Annotated in this window: 23 protein-coding genes; 19 read left to right on the top strand and 4 right to left on the bottom strand. The window is 57.8% G+C overall.

Features of this window, described 5'->3' with window-relative positions; translation table 11 throughout:
• The first annotated feature begins 371 nt into the window (after nucleotides 1-371).
• The 11 genes from NCHU2750_RS09060 (at nucleotide 372) to NCHU2750_RS30425 (ending at nucleotide 4,507) form a co-directional block, all read left to right on the top strand.
• Nucleotides 372-683: a hypothetical protein gene (locus NCHU2750_RS09060; RefSeq protein WP_119940136.1), complete on the top strand. Its 312-nt coding sequence runs from the start codon at nucleotides 372-374 to the stop codon at nucleotides 681-683.
• A gap of 4 nt (nucleotides 684-687) precedes the next feature.
• On the top strand, nucleotides 688-864 hold the full coding sequence (locus tag NCHU2750_RS30430) for a phage upper tail fiber protein (RefSeq protein ID WP_162939560.1): 177 nt from the start codon (nucleotides 688-690) through the stop codon (nucleotides 862-864).
• An 11-nt stretch (nucleotides 865-875) separates the two neighbouring features.
• Nucleotides 876-1,481 (top strand): hypothetical protein, encoded by a 606-nt coding sequence (locus NCHU2750_RS09055; RefSeq protein WP_162939559.1) that lies wholly within the window; start codon nucleotides 876-878, stop codon nucleotides 1,479-1,481.
• On the top strand, nucleotides 1,481-1,852 hold the full coding sequence (locus NCHU2750_RS09050) for a DUF2190 family protein (RefSeq protein ID WP_119940134.1): 372 nt from the start codon (nucleotides 1,481-1,483) through the stop codon (nucleotides 1,850-1,852). The genes NCHU2750_RS09055 and NCHU2750_RS09050 overlap by 1 nt, the downstream gene beginning before the upstream one ends.
• Complete coding sequence (locus NCHU2750_RS09045) at nucleotides 1,849-2,070, top strand: hypothetical protein (RefSeq protein ID WP_119940133.1); 222 nt, start codon at nucleotides 1,849-1,851, stop codon at nucleotides 2,068-2,070. Before NCHU2750_RS09050 ends, NCHU2750_RS09045 begins: the two co-directional genes overlap by 4 nt.
• Before the next feature lie 8 nt (nucleotides 2,071-2,078).
• Complete coding sequence (locus tag NCHU2750_RS09040; RefSeq protein WP_119940132.1) at nucleotides 2,079-2,318, top strand: hypothetical protein; 240 nt, start codon at nucleotides 2,079-2,081, stop codon at nucleotides 2,316-2,318.
• Nucleotides 2,311-2,655 carry a hypothetical protein gene (locus tag NCHU2750_RS09035; RefSeq protein ID WP_162939558.1) on the top strand — a complete coding sequence of 115 codons (345 nt, stop codon included), beginning with the start codon at nucleotides 2,311-2,313 and terminating at the stop codon, nucleotides 2,653-2,655. Before NCHU2750_RS09040 ends, NCHU2750_RS09035 begins: the two co-directional genes overlap by 8 nt.
• Nucleotides 2,652-3,155: a helix-turn-helix domain-containing protein gene (locus tag NCHU2750_RS09030; RefSeq protein ID WP_119940130.1), complete on the top strand. Its 504-nt coding sequence runs from the start codon at nucleotides 2,652-2,654 to the stop codon at nucleotides 3,153-3,155. Before NCHU2750_RS09035 ends, NCHU2750_RS09030 begins: the two co-directional genes overlap by 4 nt.
• Entirely contained in the window at nucleotides 3,155-3,454 is a 300-nt protein-coding gene (locus NCHU2750_RS09025; RefSeq protein WP_119940129.1) for a hypothetical protein, read from the top strand. Before NCHU2750_RS09030 ends, NCHU2750_RS09025 begins: the two co-directional genes overlap by 1 nt.
• 212 nt (nucleotides 3,455-3,666) lie before the next feature.
• Nucleotides 3,667-4,299: a recombinase family protein gene (locus NCHU2750_RS09020; RefSeq protein WP_119940128.1), complete on the top strand. Its 633-nt coding sequence runs from the start codon at nucleotides 3,667-3,669 to the stop codon at nucleotides 4,297-4,299.
• 10 nt (nucleotides 4,300-4,309) lie between these two features.
• Complete coding sequence (locus tag NCHU2750_RS30425; RefSeq protein WP_162939557.1) at nucleotides 4,310-4,507, top strand: hypothetical protein; 198 nt, start codon at nucleotides 4,310-4,312, stop codon at nucleotides 4,505-4,507.
• A 222-nt stretch (nucleotides 4,508-4,729) separates the two neighbouring features.
• Here the strand turns inward: NCHU2750_RS30425 and NCHU2750_RS09010 are convergent, their stop codons facing one another.
• Entirely contained in the window at nucleotides 4,730-6,025 is a 1,296-nt protein-coding gene (locus tag NCHU2750_RS09010) for a tyrosine-type recombinase/integrase (protein WP_162939556.1), read from the bottom strand.
• A 318-nt stretch (nucleotides 6,026-6,343) separates the two neighbouring features.
• On the opposite strand from NCHU2750_RS09010, the gene NCHU2750_RS09005 reads away from it, so the two are divergent.
• The 8 genes from NCHU2750_RS09005 to NCHU2750_RS08970 all read left to right on the top strand — a co-directional run bounded on the left by NCHU2750_RS09005 (nucleotide 6,344) and on the right by NCHU2750_RS08970 (nucleotide 14,672).
• Nucleotides 6,344-6,727 (top strand): hypothetical protein, encoded by a 384-nt coding sequence (locus NCHU2750_RS09005; RefSeq protein WP_119940125.1) that lies wholly within the window; start codon nucleotides 6,344-6,346, stop codon nucleotides 6,725-6,727.
• 397 nt (nucleotides 6,728-7,124) lie between these two features.
• Nucleotides 7,125-8,249: a septal ring lytic transglycosylase RlpA family protein gene (locus NCHU2750_RS30925; RefSeq protein WP_502703833.1), complete on the top strand. Its 1,125-nt coding sequence runs from the start codon at nucleotides 7,125-7,127 to the stop codon at nucleotides 8,247-8,249.
• A 77-nt stretch (nucleotides 8,250-8,326) separates the two neighbouring features.
• Nucleotides 8,327-9,493 carry a D-alanyl-D-alanine carboxypeptidase family protein gene (locus NCHU2750_RS08995; RefSeq protein WP_119943144.1) on the top strand — a complete coding sequence of 389 codons (1,167 nt, stop codon included), beginning with the start codon at nucleotides 8,327-8,329 and terminating at the stop codon, nucleotides 9,491-9,493.
• Between the two features lie 22 nt (nucleotides 9,494-9,515).
• The gene (gene tmk, locus NCHU2750_RS08990) at nucleotides 9,516-10,223 is read left to right on the top strand and encodes a dTMP kinase (protein ID WP_502703832.1); all 708 of its coding nucleotides are present in this window, start codon (nucleotides 9,516-9,518) and stop codon (nucleotides 10,221-10,223) included.
• Nucleotides 10,220-11,251 carry a DNA polymerase III subunit delta' gene (locus tag NCHU2750_RS08985; RefSeq protein WP_119940123.1) on the top strand — a complete coding sequence of 344 codons (1,032 nt, stop codon included), beginning with the start codon at nucleotides 10,220-10,222 and terminating at the stop codon, nucleotides 11,249-11,251. Before tmk ends, NCHU2750_RS08985 begins: the two co-directional genes overlap by 4 nt.
• A 164-nt stretch (nucleotides 11,252-11,415) precedes the next feature.
• Nucleotides 11,416-12,972 (top strand): methionine--tRNA ligase, encoded by a 1,557-nt coding sequence (metG, locus tag NCHU2750_RS08980; protein WP_119940122.1) that lies wholly within the window; start codon nucleotides 11,416-11,418, stop codon nucleotides 12,970-12,972.
• Between the two features lie 81 nt (nucleotides 12,973-13,053).
• Nucleotides 13,054-13,836, top strand: coding sequence for a TatD family hydrolase (locus NCHU2750_RS08975; RefSeq protein ID WP_119940121.1), 783 nt, complete (start codon nucleotides 13,054-13,056; stop codon nucleotides 13,834-13,836).
• A gap of 2 nt (nucleotides 13,837-13,838) precedes the next feature.
• On the top strand, nucleotides 13,839-14,672 hold the full coding sequence (locus tag NCHU2750_RS08970) for an MBL fold metallo-hydrolase (RefSeq protein ID WP_119940120.1): 834 nt from the start codon (nucleotides 13,839-13,841) through the stop codon (nucleotides 14,670-14,672).
• 72 nt (nucleotides 14,673-14,744) lie between these two features.
• Here NCHU2750_RS08970 and NCHU2750_RS08965 read toward each other — a convergent pair whose 3' ends face one another.
• The 3 genes from NCHU2750_RS08965 to NCHU2750_RS08955 all read right to left on the bottom strand — a co-directional run bounded on the left by NCHU2750_RS08965 (nucleotide 14,745) and on the right by NCHU2750_RS08955 (nucleotide 16,976).
• Nucleotides 14,745-15,467, bottom strand: a complete 723-nt coding sequence (locus tag NCHU2750_RS08965; RefSeq protein ID WP_119943142.1) for a haloacid dehalogenase type II — start codon at nucleotides 15,465-15,467, stop codon at nucleotides 14,745-14,747.
• Between the two features lie 361 nt (nucleotides 15,468-15,828).
• The gene (locus tag NCHU2750_RS08960) at nucleotides 15,829-16,308 is read right to left on the bottom strand and encodes a GNAT family N-acetyltransferase (RefSeq protein WP_119940119.1); all 480 of its coding nucleotides are present in this window, start codon (nucleotides 16,306-16,308) and stop codon (nucleotides 15,829-15,831) included.
• A gap of 83 nt (nucleotides 16,309-16,391) precedes the next feature.
• Complete coding sequence (locus tag NCHU2750_RS08955; RefSeq protein WP_119940118.1) at nucleotides 16,392-16,976, bottom strand: J domain-containing protein; 585 nt, start codon at nucleotides 16,974-16,976, stop codon at nucleotides 16,392-16,394.
• Nucleotides 16,977-17,056: the final 80 nt, after the last annotated feature.

Below are 17,056 nucleotides of genomic sequence, written 5' to 3'. Positions count from 1 at the left end.
AAAATTAATGAAAAACAATGCTCTTTCAGTAAATTTATTATTGACATTGTTCATAAAGTCATGTATTGTTATTCTCATAGATTGAGCGATTCTCGCTCCCTAATCTCTCCCAAAGTTTCATGAACCTGCGCACAGCTTGCCTGAGCGTGGACGGCTCAGCCTACTGCGCGGCGGACATACCGCGACGGTTGAGTGCGGGCGGTCGAAGTCTCCGTGCTGGACGCGGCCCGCAACCCTTTCCTAATCTTGGCGTGTCCCTCAAAGCGCCTTGATGGCTCGCATCTTTCCCTTCTGTGAGTTGCGAGTGCCGGTGGAGCGTTGTGACCTCGCGACCGGCATTCCCTTTCCCATTTCAAAACAGGATTTTCAGCATGGCCTTTCAAGGCATCCATTTCGCTCTTTTCCAATCCGCCCGCGTCGGCTCCGTCTCCTCCGAAACTGATGCACTGATGCTGATCGATTCCGAGACGCTCGCGAAAGACGGCGAAAGCCGCCTTATCGGTCCCGTTCCATCCGCCAAATTCGGTCATGCGACACTGCGCGTTGACGCGTCCGCCGATGCTTGGGTTTCGGTTTCGGAAACTCCCGACGCCGCCGAAGGTGTTCGCATTCTGGTCCGGGCAGGTGTACCGGAAAAGTTGCTGATCAACCAGCGAGCCAAGATTGCTTGGAAAAAGGCATAGGTTCATGGGTGTTGAAAAAATCTATCGGCCCGTGATGTACCGGAACGGCGGTCGCATAGTCTCCTCCGGCGAAAAGCTACCTGATGGCTCTACTGGCGTGGCCATCATCAAGTTGACGCAAGCTGCCTATGATGCGCTCACCGTCAAAAATCCCAGTATCCTTTACGTTATCTCTGAATAGGACTTTTTAAATTGAAATATGGATTTTCCCGAACTGGCGGTGACGCCGCTCTACTCCGCAAGGGTTGCTCGAAGGTACTGTCAAAAGACATCGATCTTCTCCATGTCATGAAATCTGGCGACGAACTTGTTGCCGATGAAATCACCCCGATCATTCGCGATGGAATCGATGAATACGGTTGGCGCGTCATCAAGTCGGAAGATGTTGCCCTTTCCTTGACGTTCGATCAGGAACAGACCGCCGATTACATGAAGGCGTTGGGTTACACCGCCGCAGAAGTAGCGAAGTCTCTCAACATCGACGCCGCGACCGTTGCGAAATCTGCCCCTTTCGATTCTGACCGCCTCTCGAAGGCCTACATCACCCCGGCCAATCGTAAGGACGATAGTCCGAAGTCAGCCCTTCAGGAAGCCCGCGAAGGTATGGCCGAACTAGCCAAAACCTTCACCGAGAGCCTTGCGAAAATCAAGAAGGTGAACTCCGAAAGCGATGACGCGGAAGAACAGCTTGAAGCTGCCGCCGAAAACATTCGCAAGTCGCAACCGTCCCTGACTCGCGAGCAAGCACTTAGCAAGGCCTACTCCCTTCACCCTGAACTAGTCGGGAGGATCGCATAATGGCGTATGAAGAACGTCTCTCCACGATCACCCTAATCGCAGCCGCCGACTATTCCGACGCTTCTGCGCAATATCGGTTCGTCATTTCGTCCGGCGAAGGCGGTTTCCTCCGCTCGACAGCCGGGGCCGATGCTATCGGCGTCTGCCAAGATGACCCCAATCTAAATCAGGCGTCCTGCATCGCCATTGGCGGCATCAGCAAGCTAATCGCAGGCGATGTCATTACTGCTGGCGATCCGATTTCCTCCGACGATGAAGGCCGTGCGGTGACCGCCGCTTCTGGCGATTTCATTCTCGGCACCGCGATCAATCCCGCCGCCGCTGCCGGGATTGTGATTCCTGTTCTGTTTGAGAAGGCGGGTAAGGCATGATGCTCGAATTTGATGAACTCCATATCGGGAATACTGCTTCGCGGCTGACCTATCTCTCGACAAAGTTTGAAGAAACCGCCCTTGAGCTTCGCCGCACGTTCGATCTGCATGACGCCGTGCCTACCGCGCAACAGTCCAACTGGATGGAATTTCTTCTTTCGTATTCCAAGACGCTCCGGTTCTTCGCGGAAGACGCCCGTCGAATTTCTGAAATGTGAGGTGCCAGATGGTTTTTAATGCAGATGGATACAAGGCACTCGCCAAAGCGACCTATGCCTTGTCCTGCGAACTGTCGGATGCGGTTCAAGACGCCCGCGTAAATCTTGAGCCACCGTTTGGGGTCACGAAACCGCAGTTCGTCAAATTCCTTGGCGAACTGGTCAACCTTTCCGACAACCTTTTTCTAGTCAGTGGTGCCGCCGATCAGATGGTTGAAAGAATCGAGAAAGTCGAAGGTCATGCCTAACCGCCTTGGAATGAAATCCCTTATCGATGGGGGTCTTTTCGACGGGAACGCCAAAATGGTCGCCGTTCACTTTGGCGACTTCACGACCGCCACCGCCTCGCTGCTCAGCGACCGCGAAGTGGCGGTCCTATATCGGAATAATCGAACGATCTTCGAAATCGTCACCAGACCGCAGAGGCGCGGAATCCGGCGATACTTCCGCTGCCGCAAGACCGGGCAAAAGGTCAACCACCTTTATGCAACGGACGCCGGTTTCGTTTCGAGAATGGAAGCGGGTCTAGTGTACGCATCACAAATTGGGAATGCACCGGTCATTCCCCGGAAAGTTGCCAAATGACGGCAGGCAGACCGACGCTTTATCGTGAGGAATACTGCGAACGTGTCCTAGCTATGGCCTCCAAAGGTATGTCCGTCGCTGAGTGGGCGGCAGACTTAGGGGTTGCTCGCTCGACATTGTACGAATGGGCCGATTCTCACTCTGAATTTCTGACAGCGCTACGCGCGGGGAAGGATTTGGAACAAGCGGCTTGGGAACGAATGGCTCGCGAGAATCTGGACAATAAAAATTTCAATGCGAACCTTTGGATAAAGTCGGCGCAGGCACGGTTTAGGGACGATTACACCGAGCGCCAGCATATCGAACAAAACACAAATTTTTCTGGTTTGCCCGCCCCGCAGTTTGGAGCGGTGACATTTCAGATTGTCGATCCTGCGAAATTGGAAATCAATCAATTAGAACAGCTTGCCGGGATTTTGGAAAGCCAGTCCTCCGAAAAGGAACCGCTGACGATTGACCATAGACCAATGTCACCAGTCAGTGAAGAGGAGGATAAGTGATGGCCTACTCCGTTGCCCTAGTAATTTCCCCTGAAAATCAGGGGGCTATCGACTTCCTCAAACCGACTCTGGTCTTGAAATCGGAGCGTGATGTTCGATTGTTTGTCGGGGACACCGACTTTTTCATTTCGGATACGCCGATCAGCGACGAGCTTGCAGCATATCTCACTAAGATCGGTGTTCCGCCGCGTCACCGTGCGGTGATAACGACTGTTGAGGAGGCGAAGAGCTTTTTCGAGTATTTGGTGAAGGCGGCGCTCACTGCTGCTGTTGCGAAGGACGCCGAATCTAAAACTTAGGAATAGGCCGGTTTCCCTGTCTCCGGCCTGAAGCCCGCCGCCTCTTTCCCGGAGACAATAGACCGGATACGGGCGGCGGGCTTTTCTTTGTCCGCAAGGGTATAGTCCAGCGGACATCAAAAATAGCTCTCGAAAGCCTGTCCGAAAGGGTTGATTTCATATCAACGGTCACATTATAATCGGTCAGCACCCTAACGGACAGTGAGGCCGATATGACTACCATTTTATACGCCCGCGTTTCCACGTTGGAACAGAACCTCGGACACCAGCGCACCCAAGCTGAAGCCGCTGGCTTTGTGATTGATGAAGTTGTTGCCGATCATGGCGAATCTGGCGTGTCGACATGCCTTGCCGACAGACCGCAAGGCCGCAGGCTGTTCGACATGCTCCGAAAGGGCGATACCCTTGTTGTGCGATGGGTGGACCGCTTGGGTCGCAATTATCAGGACGTTACCGATACGATACGCCTGTTCATGAGGAAGGGCGTTATTATCCGTACCGTTATAAATGGGATGACCTTCGACGGCAGCACCAAAGACCCGATGCAGGAAGCTGTACGGGATGCCCTGATAGCCTTCATGGCCGCGACAGCACAGGCGCAGGCGGAGGCGACCAAAGAAGCGCAGAAGGCCGGTATTGCTCACGCCAAGAGCGACGAAACTAAGTATCGCGGTAAAAAACCGTCTTATGATCGCGATCAACTGTCACTGGTCAGTGACCTACTGGCGATGGGCAAGGGAACATCAGAGATAGCCAAGGAAGCGGAGCTATCACGGCAAACCGTTTTGCGGATCAAGGATGATCCAAAGGCGGCAGAAAGCGCCCTTGTGAAGTGGGGGCTATAGTGGAGAGCAAATGCGCATCATGATGCAAGATTTGGAATTGGGCGACTACATCCCATTCGATAGAACTCTTTTTCTTACGGGTCGCTATTCTGACCCCACGGTTTGGTTTGATCAGCCAACTTTTGAAATTGGTTATGCAGGTATTTTCGAGCCTGAGACACTACATCCAATTCGTCCACGCTCGAAACCTGAACGCGGATTGGTATAAGCCACGACGGCTCTCTCGCTACCTTGAAATGAACAAGGTAGAAATCACCACGGGAATCGACCCCCTTTTGTCGCGTGATCGATTCCACGGAGACAGTCCAATCCTCTGACATACTCATTCCTCCCGCCAATAGAGCGGCCAGAATATCGTGCGCGACATGGATTGTCTTCGTCGTTTTGCAACCTATCCAGAGATACGCATTTACTGCCTCTGGATCGATGTTTAGGCTGTGTTCGTGAGAAAAGCTGCCCATCGATCCATCAACTCCCGACGCTGGTCGAAGAGATCGCTGCGGAAGTAGGCTCTCGATGTTCTATCTCCAACCGCGTGTCCCAGACATTTTTCAGCCAGTTCAAACGATGCGCCGTTATCTGCCGCCCAATCTCTGAAGGTAGAGCGGAAGCCATGCACATGAAACGGCAGCTTCCAACGCCGCATGACGGCGGTAAGTGTCATGTCGGAAAGCGGCCTACCTTCCTTATTGCCGGGGAATATAAGTCCATTGTCTTCAAGCTTTCGGCTTTGCTCCCTGATCCGCAGAACGGCAATGGCTTCAGCTGACAAAGGAACTTTGTGCGGCTGAGGTCTGCCCTCGATAATGACGGGTCGCTTCAATCTGTTCGGTGGTATCGTCCAAACTGCATTTTCAAAATCGATTTCTTCCCACGCCGCCAACCTGACTTCGCCGGATCGGCTTGCATTGAGGATTGTGAAACGGAGCGCCAACGCGTCTTTCCCCTTGGCCTCTGATATGCGCTTATAAAAGTCGGGGGCATTGAGATACGGCATCGCCTTCATCGAGGCCACGGCGTCTTCCTCATGCGTCCTTTCTGGCATGACGCTTTTGATCAGCTTAGCAGTCGCTGGATTGGGTGTTGTGCGCCATTTCTTGGCGATGGCGTAGTCGATGACCGCTGCAATGCGAGAACGAAGCCTGTCTGCGGTTTCAGGTCTTTCGTGCCAATGCGGCTTCAGAGTTCTTTCAACATCATCAACAGCTATTGTCGCTACAGAAAGACCGTGCAGCGGCTTTGCGTAGTCGTTCAATGTCATATGCCACTGCTGCCTATGTTTCTCGTTCTTCCAGCGCTTGTCTTTGTTTTCCAGAACCGTTTTCATGCAGTCGAGGAAGGTTTTGATTTCTTCGGCCTGATCGATTTCACTGTTGCCCGTCGAAGGCTTTTCGCCGCGCAGTTCAACGCGAGGGTCTATGCCCTTGGAAATAAGGACGCGATATTCTTCCGCCGTCTTGCGGGCTTCCTTCAGGTCAATGCCAAGAGTCAGCTTGCTTCCGACCTTATCGCGATATGCTCCAATTCCGTCTTCGCGCGGCTTGCCATCATAGGTGTATCTTACGACAAAGCTTTTATTCCCTTGCGGGCTGACGACGAGATAAAGCCCACCGCCGTCATGAACCTTATTCGGGATTAGCTTCCCGGTCTTATCATTTCGCTTTGGCTGGAAGCCGTCGATCTCTTTCGGTGTCAGTCGATTGATGGTTTTGCTCTTATCGGCCATGTTCGCTTCCACATTCATTCCACATAATTGCATCGGATATACCGCGATTTTGTGGAATATGGAAGGATGCAATGAAACACATTAGGAATGGTAAGGTATTATCTAAGCCGCTGAAATCATTGCGCTATGTAAAAATTATTCAATGATTTCAATCTGAATTTTTCGATCAGGAGCTTGCTGGTTCTGCGGACACCCCATCCGCCATTATTTTCTTCTCCATGGCGAAGACATAGGTAGCATTTGCGCCAGGCGCAAAAGTGCGCATAGCTGTATTCATCAGAGGGTGGGATGATGCGTGGATTCTGGGGGGGCAGGTCGATGGTGAAAGTCGCCGCTAGCGCCTGCCTGCTGATGCTTGCGGCGCTACCGGCGAAAGCTCAGTCCTTCTCCTGTCGCGGCGGCACTCAGCCCGCTTGCCTGGATTATGGAGCCAAGGTCTGCAGCCCCTTCGCAAAATGCGTCGATCAGAATGCCGTCGTTTTCGACCGTTTCACATGCGATTACAAGGGCTTCGTATGCAAGTCGACGCTTGACGACGTGGCAGGCAAATACGATTCCGTCGTTACGAAATTCAACGCACTCCTGGATGAAAACAACCAGCTTGTCGATAAGTACAATGCACTTTTGCGCGTGTCTCGCGACCTGGATTCCTGCGTCGGGAACGCGTCCAACATCGATGAAGCCAAGCGTTGCCTTCCATAGAGACCTGCAATGGGCCGAATGCGGGCCTCTCGTGATTCAGCTTTCAGGGTCATGAGTCGCGCAGGTTTTCTTCGCTTCCATCTGTTAAATAACAGTATACCTATCGTTCTGTTTCGGCTTGAAACAGGAAAAATCCAATTTACATTAACCATGGATTAACCATAAAAGTTCGAATTTTAACTACTCCACAGAATTCGTTCGCATTTCCGCCACGAAGCAAGCAAAAGTCGAAGCCAATCATGTTTCGGTGATTTGATCCGGGACACTATATCGGCAGCGGCGCCGTTAAGGTTACGAGATCCTTAAGTGGCCCCTAGTGCAAGCGTAGGGCGGACGAGTTTTGAGTTTGAGTGGCGGCAAACTTTCCCTTTGGTCGAAATGGCTCGGGATCAGCGCGATGTGCGCGACGATGGCATCCTGTGCCACGACGAACATGGCAGAGGCTCCGAAAAAGAAGGGCCACGGCAAAGAGTATTTCGCGGAATCGGAATATGGCGTGAAGGCAAGCCCGCGCGTCGTTGCCGAAGGTCAGCCTGTGCCGAAGGGCGGCGGCCGCTTCATGATCGGCGACCCCTACGAGGTCAAGGGCAAGACCTATGTGCCGAAGGAAGATCCGAACTATAACAAGAACGGCCTGGCATCGTGGTACGGTTCCGCCTTCCATGGCCGCTATACGGCCAATGGCGAAATCTATGACAGCGACGCATTGACGGCAGCATCGCCGACATTCCCGCTGCCGAGCTATGCCCGCGTCACCAATCTCGACAACGGCAATTCGATCATCGTGCGCGTCAACGATCGCGGACCGTATCATCCGGGTCGCATCATCGATGTTTCCGGCAAGACGGCGGAAATGCTCGACATGAAGCGCATCGGCACGGCGCGTGTGAACGTGCAGTATGTCGGTCGCGCCCGCATGGACGGCCAGGACATGCCCTTCCTGATGGCATCCTATATCCGCAAGGGCGACCGTATTCCGTCCTTCGGTCCAGGTGGTCAGGGCGGCAGTGGCGTGATGGTGGCGTCCAACCAGCCGCTGCGCGAACAGTTGCAGAGCTATGGTTCGGCCATGCCGACGCCTGCTCCATACGCGTATTCGAACCGCAATGCGAATACTTCGTCTTCGCGGCATACGGTCGCCGAGCAGTTTGCAGAGCAGACGGCGCAGGTTGCTCCTGCGCCGCGTGCGGTACCTCTTCCAAGTGAGCGCAAGGGCTTCAATCCGGGCAGGCCGGTGCAGCAGGAACGCGTTGTCGCGTCCACCTATTCGCCGGCCCCGATGGCGCCCAAGGCTCTGCCTCCTGCCGCCCGCATGCAGCCGGTGCAGCAGCAGCGCGTCGTTGCGCAGGCTCGTGAAGAGGTGCGTCAGCCGGTACGGGAAGTACGCCAGCCGGTTCAGAGAGCCCAGCCGATGCAGACGATGGAAACGGCCTACGCGGCCGAACCGCCGCAGGGCAGGGTGACCCGCGTGATGTTCGGCAACGTACTCCTGGAGCCGCCGAAGCCCGGCAAGAAGTATTGATGCCGGCATGATATCCAGCAGGTTGCCGCCCCGGCGACCTGCTGTTACCCATGACCATGGGTGGAATCGGGGGAATGATGCGACGTCTTCTGCTTCTTGCTTTTGTCCTGGCCGCAGTCACGCAGCAACCCATCGGCTCGGCACTTGCCGATGACAATCCGGCGGCGTTCGATACCAAGGCCAAGCAGGCCTATCTCGTCGAGGAAAATACCGGCACGGTCGTGCTCGCCGTCAACGAGAACCAGGCCTTTCCCGCGGCCTCGCTCGCCAAGCTGATGACGATGGATGTCGTCTTCGAGGCCTTGAAGAAAGGCGAGATCACGCCCGAAACGCTTTATCCGGTCAGCGAATACGCCTGGAGAACGGGTGGCGCTCCTTCCGGCACGACAACGATGTTTGCTGCCTTGAAATCGCAGGTCGCGGTGGCCGATCTGATGCGCGGTGTCATCATCCAAAACGCCAACGACGCCTGCATCGTGCTGGCGGAAGGGATAGCCCATAGCGAGGCCGAGTTTGCCGCCCGCATGACGGCGCGGGCGAAGGATCTCGGCATGACGCGCTCGACCTTCGGCAATGCGACGGGCCTTCCCTATGCGGAAAGCTGGACGACGGCGCATGATCTCGTCGAACTGTCGCGGCATCTCTACCGGGACTATCCTGACTATTATCCGATCTATGCGCAGCCCGATTTCCAGTGGAACAAGATTTTCCAGCGCAACAAGAACCCGCTTCTTTCGCTCAACATGGGGGTGGACGGGCTGGGAGCCGGTTTTGCCGAGGGGACCGGCTATGCGCTTGCTGCGTCCGTGGCGCGCGACGGGACGCGGCTTTTCCTGGCGCTTGGCGGCCTGTCTTCCGACAAGGACCGTACCGACGAGGCCAAGCGGATCCTCGAGTGGGGGCTCACCTCGTTCCAGACGCGCGTCCTCTTCAAGCCGGATGAGGTGATCGGTCAGGCGAGCGTCTATGGCGGCACCGTCAGCAAGGTGGATCTGGTGACGAAGGAGTCGGTCGAGGTCTTCGTGCCGAAGCTCAACCCGGAACGGCTGTCGGGACGGATCGTCTATCACTGGCCGCTCAGGGCGCCGGTCGCCGCAGGCAGCGAGGTTGCCGCCCTCAAGATTTCCGCCGGCAAGCGGGTGATCCGTGAAGTGCCGCTGATGGCGGCGGCACCGGTGGATGTGGGTGGCCTGAGGGCGCAAGCCAGCGACGCGCTGGTGGAATTGCTGTTCTTCTGGCTCTGAGATTGTTTCGCACCGGCGGCGGATGCACTATAGGACGATCTCGACAACAGAGACCGGAAGACGCGTGGCAGATCGTACGGGCATATTCATCACCTTCGAAGGCGGCGAGGGGGTCGGCAAGTCGACCCAGATCCGGCGACTGGCGGACAGCCTGCGGCGGGCGGGTCATGACGTGCTCGTCACCCGCGAACCGGGTGGTTCGCCGGGAGCGGAGGCCGTGCGGCACGTGCTTTTGAGCGGGGCGGCGGAGAAATTCGGCGTGCGGATGGAAGCCATCCTGTTTGCCGCGGCACGCAACGACCATGTGGAAGAGGTGATCCGCCCGGCGATGGAAACCGGGGCTGTGGTGCTCTGCGACCGTTTCGTCGATTCGTCGCGTGTCTATCAGGGCGTCACCGGCAATCTGGAACCCGGCTTCATCGAGGCGCTGCAGCGGATCGCGACCAATGGCGTCATGCCCGACCTGACCTTCATCCTCGATCTTCCCGCCGACAAGGGGCTTGCTCGGGCGCGCCGCCGGGGTGGCGACGAGGCGCCGGACCGGTTCGAGAAGGAAGAGATCGAGACCCACGAGAAGAGGCGCCAGGCCTATCTCGACATCGCCGCCGCCGAACCGGCGCGCTGCCGGGTGATCGATGCCGACCGGGCGGAGGACGAGATTGCCGCCGAGATCCATTCGCAGGTCGAGACGGCTGTCGCCCATCCGATGGCCGGAGAGCCGGCTGAATGAGCGAGAATGACCCGCAGGTTCTCGATGGTGCGGTGGCACCGGCTGCCAATACCCAGCTTTTCGGCCATGCCGCAGCGCTCGACTTCCTGTCGCGCAGCTACCGGACGGGAAAGTCGCATCATGCCATCCTGATCGAAGGACCGGAGGGGATCGGCAAGGCGACGCTCGCCTTCCGTTTTGCCAATTACGTGCTTGCCAATCCCGAGCCGGGGTCAGCGCCGGTGACGATCCCGGACCCTGACCCATCGACGCCGATCAGCCGCCAGATCCTTTCGGGCGCTTCGCACAATCTGCTGCACCTGACGCGGCCTGTCGACGAGAAGACCGGCAAGGTGAAGAGCGCGATCACCGTCGATGAGGTGAGGCGGGCGGGGCGCTTCTTCTCGCAGACATCGGGCACCGGCAATCGCCGTATCGTCATTATCGACCCGGCCGACGATCTCAATCGCAATGCCGCCAACGCCATCCTGAAGATCCTGGAGGAGCCGCCGCGCGGGGCGATGTTCCTCGTTCTGTCGCATGCGCCGGGCAAGCTTTTGCCGACGATCCGTTCCCGCTGCCAGACATTGACGCTGTCACCGCTCGCAGACACCGAGTTGCATGCGGCGCTTGCAGCACTCGGGCAGCGGCTGGAGGGTGGCCAGAGCGAAGAGACGATCATGGCGCTTTCCAAGGGCAGCGTGTCGCGTGCACTGAAGCTGATGAACTATGGCGGGCTCGATATCATCGCCGCTTTCGACGAGATTGTCACCGGACAGGGACCTTCGGCCCGGCGCGCCATGCACCGGCTTTCCGACGTGCTGTCGGGCAAGGATAGCGAGGTGATCTTCACCTTCTTCCTCGAGCACCTCAGCGAATATCTGATCGAACAGGCGCGACTTGCGGCGCAGCAAGGCCACTTGCCGCTGGCCGACCGGCGCGCGCGTCTCGTCAGCGAGATCGGCGAGAAGATCACCATCGCCACCGCCTACAACCTGGACCGTAAGCAGACGCTGCTTTCCATTCTCGAGGCAGCACGGGCGGCCTGACGGCTGCTTAAGGCATTGTCGGCAGCCTGGCGGAAGATGATCGAGCCAAGTTTGGGTTTCGCTTGCGCGCAACATGCGCTAAGAGCGGCATGTCGCGCGCGCATTGCGCGCCATTCCCCTGTTCTTGGCCTGATTTTATCGGCCGCATGCTTTCGAGTGTATCGATGTCCGACAAGACGCCTTTCTACATCACCACTGCGATTTCCTATCCGAACGGCAAGCCGCATATCGGCCATGCCTACGAACTGATCGCGACCGATGCGATGGCACGCTTCCAGCGCCTCGACGGAAAGGACGTCTTCTTCCTGACCGGCACCGACGAGCATGGCCAGAAGATGCAGCAGACGGCCCGCAACGAAGGCATTACGCCGGAAGCGCTTGCGGAGCGCAATTCCAACGAATTCCGCGCCATGGGCAAGCTGCTCAATGCCTCCAACGACGATTTCATCCGCACGACGGAAAAGCGCCACCACGAGGCAAGCCAGGCGATCTGGAACCTGATGGCGGATGCCGGCGACATCTACAAGGACACTTATGCCGGCTGGTATTCCGTGCGCGACGAGGCCTATTACGCCGAGGACGAGACGGAAGTGCGCGACGGCGTGCGCTATGGCGGGCAGGGCACTCCGGTCGAATGGGTGGAGGAATCGAGCTATTTCTTCAAGCTCTCGGCCTATCAGGACAAATTGCTCAAACTCTACGAGGAAAACCCGGATTTCATCGGACCAGCCGAGCGCCGCAACGAGGTGATTTCCTTCGTCAAGTCGGGCCTGAAGGACCTGTCGGTCTCCCGCACCACCTTCGACTGGGGCATCAAGGTGCCGAACGATCCGGCACATGTCATGTATGTCTGGGTCGACGCCTTGACCAACTACGTGACCGCGACCGGCTACCTTTCCGATCCGCAGGGACCGCGGGCGAAATACTGGCCGGCCGACGTCCATATCATCGGCAAGGACATCATCCGCTTCCACGCCGTCTACTGGCCAGCCTTCCTGATGTCGGCGGGCCTGCCTTTGCCCAAGCGCGTCTATGCGCATGGCTTCGTTCTGGCCAAGGGCGGCGAGAAAATGTCGAAATCGCTCGGCAACGTGCTCGACCCGTTCGAACTGATTGGCCATTTCGGCCTCGATGCGATCCGCTACTTCCTGCTGCGGGAAATCTCCTTCGGCCAGGACGGCAATTGCAGCGAGGAAGCAATCGGCATCCGCATCAATGCCGACCTCGCCAACGGTATCGGCAATCTTGCCAGCCGCTCGCTGTCGATGATCGTCAAGAATTGCGACGGGCAGATCCCGACGCCCGGCGAACTGACAGATGCCGATCGTCAGATGCTGGCTTCGGCCGATGCATTGATGGCGGTCTGCCGCGAGGACATGGGCAAGCAGCTCATTCACAAGGCGCTGGCGGCGATCATCGCCGTCGTCTCCGAGACCGACCGCTATTTCGCCAGCCAGGAGCCCTGGGCGCTGAAGAAGACCGATGTGGCGCGGATGGGAACCGTTCTCTACGTGACGGCGGAAGTCGTGCGCCAGATCGCCATCCTGCTGCAGCCGTTCATGCCAGATTCTGCGGCAAAGCTGCTTGATCTCGTGGCGGCCGGTGCTGATGCCCGCGACTTCTCCGTTCTCGGCGAAGCCGGTCGTCTGGTGCCGGGTACGGTGCTGGAAGCGCCGAAACCTGTCTTCCCGCGCTATGTGGCGCCGGAAAGCACTGCCTGAATGTCGAATTCGTGATCGATGGCCCGGATCATTCGACCGGGCCATCCTCTATATTGCAGTCAAGGTTTGAATAACGTGTCCATGCTGATCGATACCCATTGCCATCTCGATTTTGCCGAGTTCGACGCCGAGCGCGACGAGCTGATTGCGCGTGCGCATGAGGCGGGCGTCAAGCAGATGGTGACGATCTCGACGCGGGTGAAGAAGCTTCCGACGCTTCTGGCGATCACCGAAAAATACCCATCGGTGTTCTGTTCGGTCGGCACTCATCCGAACAATGCCGGCGAAGAGCTGGACGTGACGGCGGACGACCTGATCCGGCTTGCAGGTTCGCATGAAAAGATCGTCGCCATCGGCGAAGTCGGGCTCGACTATTTCTACGACACCCAGACGCCCGCCGACCAGATGACCGGGCTTCTGCGCCATATCGAGGCTGCACGCGTCACGCGGCTGCCGCTCGTCATCCATAGTCGCAGCGCCGACGAGGACATGATCGAGATCCTGACCAAGGAAAGCGGGAAGGGGGCCTTCCCCTTCATCCTGCATTGCTTCTCGGCTGGGCCTGACCTTGCCCGTGCCGGTATCGAGCTTGGCGGCTACGTCTCCTTTTCCGGCATCCTGACCTTCCCGAAGTCGCAGGAGATCCGCGACATCGCAAAGACTCTGCCGCTGGATCGCCTGCTGGTCGAAACAGATGCGCCCTATCTGGCGCCGAAGCGCTGGCGGGGAAAACGCAACGAGCCATCCTATGTGGTCAACACGGCCGAGGTTCTGGGCGAGGTGCATGGCGTCAGCTATGACGAGATCGCCCGGATCACGACGGAGAATGCGCTGCGCTGCTTCTCGAAAATGCCGAGGCTCTGACGGTGGCAACAGGATACCGCCGGCGCTTCACCATTCTCGGCTGCTCGTCCTCTCCGGGCGTACCGCGGCTGAATGGCGACTGGGGTGCCTGCGATCCGGCCGAGCCGAAGAACCGCCGCACGCGCGCGGCGCTGCTGGTGGAGCAGATCGCGCCCGATGACGGTCGCACGGTCGTCGTCATCGATACCGGGCCGGATTTTCGCGAGCAGATGATCGCGGCCAAGGTCGCCCGCATCGACGCGGTGATCTATACCCATGCGCATGCCGACCATCTGCACGGGATCGATGATATTCGCGGCTATTTCCATAGCCAGAGGATGCGCATTCCGATCCATGCCGACCCGGTGACGATGGAACGTATCCGCCAGGGTTTCGGCTATTGCCTGGAATCGCCGGCCGGCAGCAATTATCCGCCGATCGTCACGCCGACGCTGATCGAGAACCTGGATGACGGTATCGTCGTGAATGGCGCCGGCGGGCCGTTGCGCTTGCTGCCGCATATGCAGATGCATGGTGATACCCATTCTCTGGGTTTCCGGATCGGCGACGTTGCCTATTGTACCGATGTCAGCGATTTTCCCGAGGATAGCGTCAAGCGACTTTTGGGCCTCGACATGCTGATCATCGATGCCCTGCAATACAGCCGGCATCCGAGCCATCTATCGCTTGAGCAGGCTCTCGGTTGGATCGAGCGTTTCGGTGCCAGGCGCGCGCTTCTGACCCATATGCATATTCCGCTCGATTACCGCAGGGTGCTGGAGGAAACGCCGGCGCATATCGAACCCGCTTATGACGGGTTGAGCTTCGAGGTCGAGGCTTCGGAGGCGGACATGTGAGGTGCGGGGAGGGCGAGGCACCCTCCCCAGTCTCTTTGCGGGCTTTAGTCCTTTTGGCCTGCCCCAGTCCTATCAGCCGGCCAAGGCCTGCTTGTGGGCCGCGACCAGATCGGCCATGCTGTTGAAACGAAAATCATATTTCGGCATGTCGCCGGGATGCATCGTGGCGCCGAAACCGTCCTGATCGAAGCGGCGATAGATCCAGCAGGATGCAAGACCGTGGCGGTTTGCCGGGCCATGATCGTGGAACATGCTTTCGGCGGTGTGCAGGATATCCCGCTTCTCGAGGCCGAGCGTCGTCAAATTCTGCAGCATGTAATCGAAATTACGGTCGGCGGGCTTGTAGGCGCCGACATCCTCGGCGGTGTAGATCGCATCGAAGGCGACGCCGAGCTTCGCATTGCTGGCGGCAAAGCTCTCGTTATCGACATTGGAGAGGATGACGAGCTTGTAGTGCTGTTTCAGATAGCCGAGCGCTTCGGCGGAATCGGCAAAGGCCGGCCAATTCTTCACCGACTGGCCATAGGCCACGCATTCCGCCCAACTCACCGGAATGGCCCATTCCTCGGCAAGGCGCTTGTAGACGATCGGCAGCAGGTCCCGATAGATTTTACCCGGCGTCTGCAATTGCTGCGCAGATTCATGCCGCGCATGGGCTTCGAGGATCTGGTTGCGCGACAGTGGCGTGGCCGCCCGATCGGTCAGCGGCTTCAGGGCTTCGACCATGCCGGTTTCCCAGTCGATGAGCGTTCCGTAGCAGTCGAATGTCAGTGCCTTGAAGTCGGTGAGTTTCATCGTCGCGGTATCCCTGATGTAAATGGACTGGACTGTTTCAAACATGGCGAGAACCGCCAACGAGCAGGCTTGCCCATATCGGCTCCGACTTACAGTCTCGCTTTCGGAGAACGGTAGTTCAAGACCGAAACGAATGACGTCATGATGTTAAATGCCGATGTTGAAGCGGCGCCAAAGATTGGAGGAAGCCAGAGTTTCAGGGCTAAGGCGACTTGGCGGCCAAACAGATTAGTTCCATAATATATGTTATGCGATCTCTGTATATGGCGGGGTGGGTTCAAGGATGAAGTGCGACTTGGCGTTTGGCCCTGTCAGCGTCGACGCGCTTCGGCCGCCTGAGTGCTCACATGGAGCCCTGCAATCACCCTTCGGCGAATGCCTTCAGCGCATCGCCGGCCAGCCGGTATCTGATCCATTCGTTCTGCGGTTCTGCGCCGATTGCGTCATAGACTTTGATCGCCGGTTCGTTCCAGTCGAGCACGCTCCATTCGAAACGGCCGCAGCCGTTTTCGAGTGCGATCTGTGCCAGCCGCTTCAGGAGCGCCTTGCCGGCGCCAAGGCCGCGGGCGCTCGGCGTTACATAGAGGTCTTCGAGGTAAAGGCCGTTGCGGGCCTGCCAGGTGGAATAGTTGAAGAACCAGATCGCCATGCCGACCGCCTGCCCGTCCCGCTCGCAGATCAGCGCCCTTGTCACCGAGCGGGGACCGAAAATGGAGTCGGCGATTGTTTCTTCGGTGGCTGCGACTTCGTGCTCGGCCTTTTCATAGATCGCCAGTTCGCGAATGAAACCGAGCAGCGTTGCTGCGTCCTCGCGCAAGGCTGGACGGATGGTGAGCGTCATGGGGTTATGTCTCCGGGATTCCGGTCGTGTCGTGAACCGGCTTGATCGTGATGCGGCCGAGTGGTTTCAAGGACTGCCGAGGCTTATTCGGCAGCGTCCTTCACCTCGGCGATTTCCAGTTCGTAGGCATAGCCTTCGAGCATGGTATAGGCCTGTTCGATCGTCCTGATCTCGGCCTCCGACTTGCCGATCGCCTCGCCGATCGTCTCGCAGCGCGCCTTCAGCATGCGGCCCAGAACATCCGTGCCGGGCTTACGTCCCATGCGGTCCATATGGTTGCGAATGCGGGCGCGATGGCGCTCCATTTCAAGAATGTGGAAACGGGCGCTGACGACACGGTCGGTGAGCTTGCGGCGCATGGAGGCAACCGGATCGAAGGAGCCAGGCTCGCGCTCGTCGAGGATCATCTCGTTGACCAGCGTCTCGAGAATGACGAGGCCCTGCAGGTCCTTGGTGTCGGCGAGTTCCGGATCGTAGCCGGTATCGTCGAAGACCTTGCGGCGGACGGGATCGAGCAGAAGCTCATAGGCGAGCTTCAGGTTGCCGAAGAGTTCCGGGTCGCCGCCGGCATCCGGATGGGCGGATTTCACCTGTTTTCTATAGGCCGATTTTACGGTCGCACTGTCCGCGTCTCGCGCGAGGCCCAGGATTTCATAGGGATCGATCAAGGAGCGTCACCTGTGTTCGGCATGTCGTCATTAGGGTAAAGGCTTCGGCCGCGGGGCTCAAGCCCGAAGGCCGAAGACCT

The organism is Neorhizobium sp. NCHU2750, assembly GCF_003597675.1.
GTDB lineage: Bacteria > Pseudomonadota > Alphaproteobacteria > Rhizobiales > Rhizobiaceae > Neorhizobium.
Note: the sequence above shows the minus strand (reverse complement) of the source record. Positions and strands in the feature narration are given on the sequence as shown.